Origin of the sequence: Streptococcus panodentis (assembly GCF_017884005.1) — a bacterium.
GTDB classification, from domain to species: Bacteria; Bacillota; Bacilli; order Lactobacillales; family Streptococcaceae; genus Streptococcus; species Streptococcus panodentis.
Genome location: NZ_QFAY01000047.1, coordinates 1 through 5560 on the forward strand (window position 1 = coordinate 1; position 5560 = coordinate 5560).

Annotated in this window: 1 tRNA gene and 3 rRNA genes; all 4 read right to left on the reverse strand. The window is 49.8% G+C overall.

The window, feature by feature from the left end:
• A 5S ribosomal RNA gene (gene rrf, locus DHL47_RS13040) occupies nucleotides 1–116 on the reverse strand.
• Between the two features lie 237 nt (nucleotides 117–353).
• Nucleotides 354–3252 (reverse strand): 23S ribosomal RNA (locus DHL47_RS13045).
• Nucleotides 3253–3692: 440 nt separating this feature from the next.
• A tRNA-Ala gene (locus tag DHL47_RS13050) sits at nucleotides 3693–3765 on the reverse strand.
• 65 nt (nucleotides 3766–3830) lie between these two features.
• Nucleotides 3831–5379: ribosomal RNA gene (locus tag DHL47_RS13055) — 16S ribosomal RNA — on the reverse strand.
• The 16S, 23S and 5S rRNA genes sit together here with 1 tRNA gene alongside, the layout of an rRNA operon.
• Nucleotides 5380–5560: the final 181 nt, after the last annotated feature.

Sequence of the window (5560 nt, forward strand, 5' to 3'; positions counted from 1 at the left end):
GCTAAGCGACTTCCATATCTCACAGGGGGCAGCCCCCAACTACTTCCGGCGTTCTAGGGCTTAACTGCTGTGTTCGGCATGGGAACAGGTGTATCTCCTAGGCTATCATCGCTTAACTCTGAGTACTTATCGACTCAAAATTGAATAACTATTCATTACTAACAAGACTTATTAAACGCTGCGCTCAATGAAATTGTACTCGGGCTGAATCCTTACTGGTTGGCCCTCATTACTTCTTAATTGTATTCGAACTAAAAAGCTAGTGATTTAGATAAATCTGCTTGAAGTCCTTATGACTTCGGCGCTGATTCCCTAAAATCATACGCTTTTCTTAACGTTCTCATTACTTATCTTTGGATAAGTCCTCGAGCGATTAGTATTGGTCCGCTCCACATGTCACCATGCTTCCACTCCCAACCTATCTACCTGATCTTCTCTCAGGGCTCTTACTGACATATAGTCATGGGAAATCTCATCTTGAGGTGGGTTTCACACTTAGATGCTTTCAGCGTTTATCCCTTCCCTACATAGCTACCCAGCGATGCTCTTGGCAGAACAACTGGTACACCAGCGGTAAGTCCACTCTGGTCCTCTCGTACTAGGAGCAGATCCTCTCAAATTTCCTACGCCCGCGACGGATAGGGACCGAACTGTCTCACGACGTTCTGAACCCAGCTCGCGTGCCGCTTTAATGGGCGAACAGCCCAACCCTTGGGACCGACTACAGCCCCAGGATGCGACGAGCCGACATCGAGGTGCCAAACCTCCCCGTCGATGTGAACTCTTGGGGGAGATAAGCCTGTTATCCCCAGGGTAGCTTTTATCCGTTGAGCGATGGCCCTTCCATACGGAACCACCGGATCACTAAGCCCGACTTTCGTCCCTGCTCGAGTTGTGACTCTCGCAGTCAAGCTCCCTTATACCTTTACACTCTGCGATTGATTTCCAACCAATCTGAGGGAACCTTTGGGCGCCTCCGTTACCTTTTAGGAGGCGACCGCCCCAGTCAAACTGCCCGTCAGACACTGTCTCCCTAGATGATGAACCTAGCGGGTTAGAGTGGCCATAACACAAGGGTAGTATCCCAACAGCGCCTCTCTCGAAACTGGCGTCCCGAGTTCTTTGGCTCCTACCTATCCTGTACATGTGGCACAGACACTCAATATCAAACTGCAGTAAAGCTCCATGGGGTCTTTCCGTCCTGTCGCGGGTAACCTGCATCTTCACAGGTACTAAAATTTCACCGAGTCTCTCGTTGAGACAGTGCCCAAATCATTACGCCTTTCGTGCGGGTCGGAACTTACCCGACAAGGAATTTCGCTACCTTAGGACCGTTATAGTTACGGCCGCCGTTTACTGGGGCTTCAATTCATACCTTCGGATTTCTCCTAAGCACTCCTCTTAACCTTCCAGCACCGGGCAGGCGTCACCCCCTATACATCATCTTACGATTTAGCAGAGAGCTGTGTTTTTGATAAACAGTTGCTTGGGCCTATTCACTGCGGCTGACATACGTCAGCACCCCTTCTCCCGAAGTTACGGGGTCATTTTGCCGAGTTCCTTAACGAGAGTTCTCTCGCTCACCTGAGGCTACTCGCCTCGACTACCTGTGTCGGTTTGCGGTACGGGTAGAGTATGATACAGCGCTAGAAGCTTTTCTTGGCAGTGTGACATCACTCACTCGCTACTAAACTTCGCTCCCCATCACAGCTCAACGTTAAAGGTATAAGCATTTGACTCATACCACGCCTCACTGTTTAGACGTGCATCCAATCGCACGCACGAGTTAGCCTCCTGCGTCCCTCCTTCACTTCATACTCTAGTACAGGAATCTCAACCTGTTGTCCATCGGATACACCTTTCGGTCTCTCCTTAGGTCCCGACTAACCCAGGGCGGACGAGCCTTCCCCTGGAAACCTTAGTCTTACGGTGGACAGGATTCTCACCTGTCTTGCGCTACTCATACCGGCATTCTCACTTCTATGCGTTCCAGCGCTCCTCACGGTACACCTTCGCCACACATAGAACGCTCTCCTACCATACCTATAAAGGTATCCACAGCTTCGGTAAATTGTTTTAGCCCCGGTACATTTTCGGCGCAGGGTCACTCGACTAGTGAGCTATTACGCACTCTTTGAATGAATAGCTGCTTCTAAGCTAACATCCTAGTTGTCTGTGCAACCCCACATCCTTTTCCACTTAACAATTATTTTGGGACCTTAGCTGGTGGTCTGGGCTGTTTCCCTTTCGACTACGGATCTTAGCACTCGCAGTCTGACTGCCGACCATAATTGCTTGGCATTCGGAGTTTATCTGAGATTGGTAATCCGGGATGGACCCCTCACCCAAACAGTGCTCTACCTCCAAGAATCTTCATGTCGACGCTAGCCCTAAAGCTATTTCGGAGAGAACCAGCTATCTCCAAGTTCGTTTGGAATTTCTCCGCTACCCACAAGTCATCCAAGCACTTTTCAACGTGCCCTGGTTCGGTCCTCCAGTGCGTTTTACCGCACCTTCAACCTGCTCATGGGTAGGTCACATGGTTTCGGGTCTACATCATGATACTATACCGCCCTATTCAGACTCGGTTTCCCTGCGGCTCCGCCTCTTCAGCTTAACCTCGCATCATAACGTAACTCGCCGGTTCATTCTACAAAAGGCACGCTCTCACCCATTAACGGGCTCGAACTTGTTGTAGGCACACGGTTTCAGGTTCTATTTCACTCCCCTCCCGGGGTGCTTTTCACCTTTCCCTCACGGTACTGGTTCACTATCGGTCACTAGGGAGTATTTAGGGTTGGGAGATGGTCCTCCCAGATTCCGACGGGATTTCACGTGTCCCGCCGTACTCAGGATCCTGCTAGGTACAAAGACTATTTTAAATACGAGGCTCTTACTCTCTCTGGCTGATCTTCCCAAATCATTCTTCTATAATCTTTGAGTCCACTTTGCAGTCCTACAACCCCGAAGTGTAAACACTTCGGTTTGCCCTCCTGCCTCTTCGCTCGCCGCTACTAAGGCAATCGCTCTTGCTTTCTCTTCCTGCAGCTACTTAGATGTTTCAGTTCACTGCGTCTTCCTCCTCATATCCTTAACAGATATGGGTACTAGCCATCAGCTAGTGGGTTCCCCCATTCGGATATCCCCGGATCGTCGCTTACTTACAGCTCCCCGAGGCATTTCGTCGTTTGTCACGTCCTTCGTCGGCTCCTAGTGCCAAGGCATCCACCGTGCGCCCTTATTAACTTAACCTTATTCTCTGACCTTGCGGCCATAACTCATTAATATTCACAGCGTTTTCGGTTTATTTCTTGTTACTATTTGATATAGTTATTCAATTTTCAATGGACAATTTAGGATATAAAGAGACGATTCGCTCTAGCGAAAACTTCTGTAGAAAAATAGGAAATCGACGCTGTGTTCCATGAACACAAGGAGATTTATCTTTTTTCCTAAGAAGTTAGTCTCGTATTCAACTTCAATCCGTCGAATACCTATCCTCTTCCTATTTTACTGACTTCGTTGTCATAAACTAAGATACTGTCAGTGACTTCTCTCTTTGAGAATAACTGAACTCCAAGCTAACTTCTTTTGAAAAAAGATAAACTGCCTTGAGTCTTTTATGACTCTGTGTCAGTTTCCTATTTTTCTTCAGAAGTTTCTGGCAAGCCAGAACGCTTTCCGTATCTTAATGGAGCCTAGCGGGATCGAACCGCTGACCTCCTGCGTGCAAAGCAGGCGCTCTCCCAGCTGAGCTAAGGCCCCACATAGACCACTCAAAACTAAACAAGACCCAAGTGCCTTCCGTTGGTCCTTCCGGACTTCCTTAGAAAGGAGGTGATCCAGCCGCACCTTCCGATACGGCTACCTTGTTACGACTTCACCCCAATCATCTATCCCACCTTAGGCGGCTGGCTCCTAAAAGGTTACCTCACCGACTTCGGGTGTTACAAACTCTCGTGGTGTGACGGGCGGTGTGTACAAGGCCCGGGAACGTATTCACCGCGGCGTGCTGATCCGCGATTACTAGCGATTCCGACTTCATGGAGGCGAGTTGCAGCCTCCAATCCGAACTGAGACTGGCTTTCAGAGATTAGCTTGCCGTCACCGGCTTGCGACTCGTTGTACCAGCCATTGTAGCACGTGTGTAGCCCAGGTCATAAGGGGCATGATGATTTGACGTCATCCCCACCTTCCTCCGGTTTATTACCGGCAGTCTCGCTAGAGTGCCCAACTGAATGATGGCAACTAACAATAAGGGTTGCGCTCGTTGCGGGACTTAACCCAACATCTCACGACACGAGCTGACGACAACCATGCACCACCTGTCACCGATGTACCGAAGTAAAACTCTATCTCTAGAGCGGGCATCGGGATGTCAAGACCTGGTAAGGTTCTTCGCGTTGCTTCGAATTAAACCACATGCTCCACCGCTTGTGCGGGCCCCCGTCAATTCCTTTGAGTTTCAACCTTGCGGTCGTACTCCCCAGGCGGAGTGCTTAATGCGTTAGCTCCGGCACTAAGCCCCGGAAAGGGCCTAACACCTAGCACTCATCGTTTACGGCGTGGACTACCAGGGTATCTAATCCTGTTTGCTCCCCACGCTTTCGAGCCTCAGCGTCAGTTACAGACCAGAGAGCCGCTTTCGCCACCGGTGTTCCTCCATATATCTACGCATTTCACCGCTACACATGGAATTCCACTCTCCCCTTCTGCACTCAAGTTAAACAGTTTCCAAAGCATACTATGGTTAAGCCACAGCCTTTCACTTCAGACTTATCTAACCGCCTGCGCTCGCTTTACGCCCAATAAATCCGGACAACGCTCGGGACCTACGTATTACCGCGGCTGCTGGCACGTAGTTAGCCGTCCCTTTCTGGTAAGATACCGTCACAATATGAGCTTTCCACTCTCACATCCGTTCTTCTCTTACAACAGAGCTTTACGATCCGAAAACCTTCTTCACTCACGCGGCGTTGCTCGGTCAGGGTTCCCCCCATTGCCGAAGATTCCCTACTGCTGCCTCCCGTAGGAGTCTGGGCCGTGTCTCAGTCCCAGTGTGGCCGATCACCCTCTCAGGTCGGCTATGTATCGTTGCCTTGGTGAGCCGTTACCTCACCAACCAGCTAATACAACGCAGGTCCATCTGGCAGCGGAGCAATTGCTCCTTTCAAGAAGCTGTCATGCGACTGCTCCTGTTATGCGGTATTAGCTATCGTTTCCAATAGTTATCCCCCGCTGCCAGGCAGGTTACCTACGCGTTACTCACCCGTTCGCAACTCTTCCGGAAGAAGCAAGCTCCCTCCTTCAGCGTTCTACTTGCATGTATTAGGCACGCCGCCAGCGTTCGTCCTGAGCCAGGATCAAACTCTCATTAATAGTTTGAGCTCTCACTCATTTCTGTCACTGACAGATTTATTTTTCGTTCTTTGACAGGTCACATATCTCTATGTCACCCTGCACTTGGTTCGTCTTGTTCAGTTTTCAATGGTCTTTCTGCCGCTCTTGGCGACAACTATATTAGTATATCACCTGCACCTCGCTATGTCAAGTCATTTTT